This window comes from Enterobacter cloacae complex sp. IR53030 (assembly GCF_049238365.1).
Taxonomy (GTDB): domain Bacteria; phylum Pseudomonadota; class Gammaproteobacteria; order Enterobacterales; family Enterobacteriaceae; genus Enterobacter; species Enterobacter kobei.
Window position 1 is genome coordinate 1 of the sequence record NZ_JBMKHA010000069.1, and the last position, 1173, is coordinate 1173.

The following is a 1173-nucleotide window of genomic DNA, read 5'->3' on the forward strand; positions in this document are numbered from 1 at the left end:
GTTCGCCACGGGGTATTGGTGCTATGATCGGCATCGCTCAGTCCGGTTGGTGGTTTTGGTTGGTTTGGCGATTGATCAGATCGCACAATCCGGGCTGAGTTCCCTTTCAGTGATCTACTATTCCGCGCATCTATTTAGGCATCTGATGTATCGCTCTCCCGGCGAGCGGTGGACAGCTCTATTTCTTTTGCGATAGCTTTATCTATGGCATCCAGCTGCATGGCAAACTTGATTTCAAGCGAACAGCGTAATGCCTTCAGGGCGCGTTCTTTGGTGCTGTATTGTGGTATGCCGTTCTGGCTACCATTCATGCCTCGCATGCGGCGGGAGGTTGCATCGACAACCTCTCCCTCTTCCCGTGTGCCGTGAACCGTAGTTCCGCTCCATGTCGGATAAACAGTGCCAGTGGCGGTGTTGAAGCTCCAGCCGTTTTGGTATTCCCCCGAGACCTCTGGTACGGGCATATCGCGTTCAACGCCATAGTCAGACCAGCGTAAAGCGCGGTTTATTCTGGCCTGTGCCACCAGCTCATCATACGCGGCTTGTTCTTTTTTATTCATCGCCATTTAGGGCAATCTCCTTAGAGGGGAATTAGGTGTTATATCGGTACGTAAGTGCTTTTCAGGCCTAATCTCTGACAAGGCCTGATGTGCCAGACTGCCGTTGCATTCACCGTTTTATGGCGGTTGACAGAGCCTCATTAAGAGCCGCAATTAGCTCAGGCGAAGTCGGCTCCAGATTTTTGGAAGCGTTCAGCAGCTCCTGAAGTGAAGAGATTTCCTTTGGCTCCACCTGGTTTGTTTCAGGTGCCGTTTTTTGCACTTCATCCAGTGTACGCTGTGCACCGTTATCCAGCACCAGCACCCCCCCGGCACGAATTTCTGAAATGGTGCGCAACGTATACATCAATTTATCCCAGACACGGCTACCAACCTCGAACCCGGAATCAGCTACTTTTTCTTCATTATGCTTTTGAAAAATTTCTTCTAACCAAGTGGTGAAGCGCTTTCCAAAAGTATTGGCGGCTAAAGAAGTGCAGGAATAAACCTGTTCGACCTGTTTTGTTCCATTTTTATCAGTGAATGTAATGAGACCGATTCGGCGGTGATGCTGCCAACTTACTGATTTAGTGTATGATGGTGTTTTTGAGGTGCTCCAGTGGCTTCTGTTTCT

The 1173-nt window shown here is 49.6% G+C and carries 2 protein-coding genes; both read right to left on the reverse strand.

The genetic code is table 11. The annotated features are described in order from the left end of the window. Positions 1 to 134: 134 nt before the first annotated feature. Positions 135 to 566: a hypothetical protein gene (locus ACOTXR_RS25085; protein ID WP_001251242.1), complete on the reverse strand. Its 432-nt coding sequence runs from the start codon at positions 564 to 566 to the stop codon at positions 135 to 137. Positions 567 to 669: 103 nt separating this feature from the next. Then, the coding region (locus ACOTXR_RS25090) for a hypothetical protein (protein ID WP_421767140.1) at positions 670 to 1173 on the reverse strand (504 nt) is incomplete at its 5' end.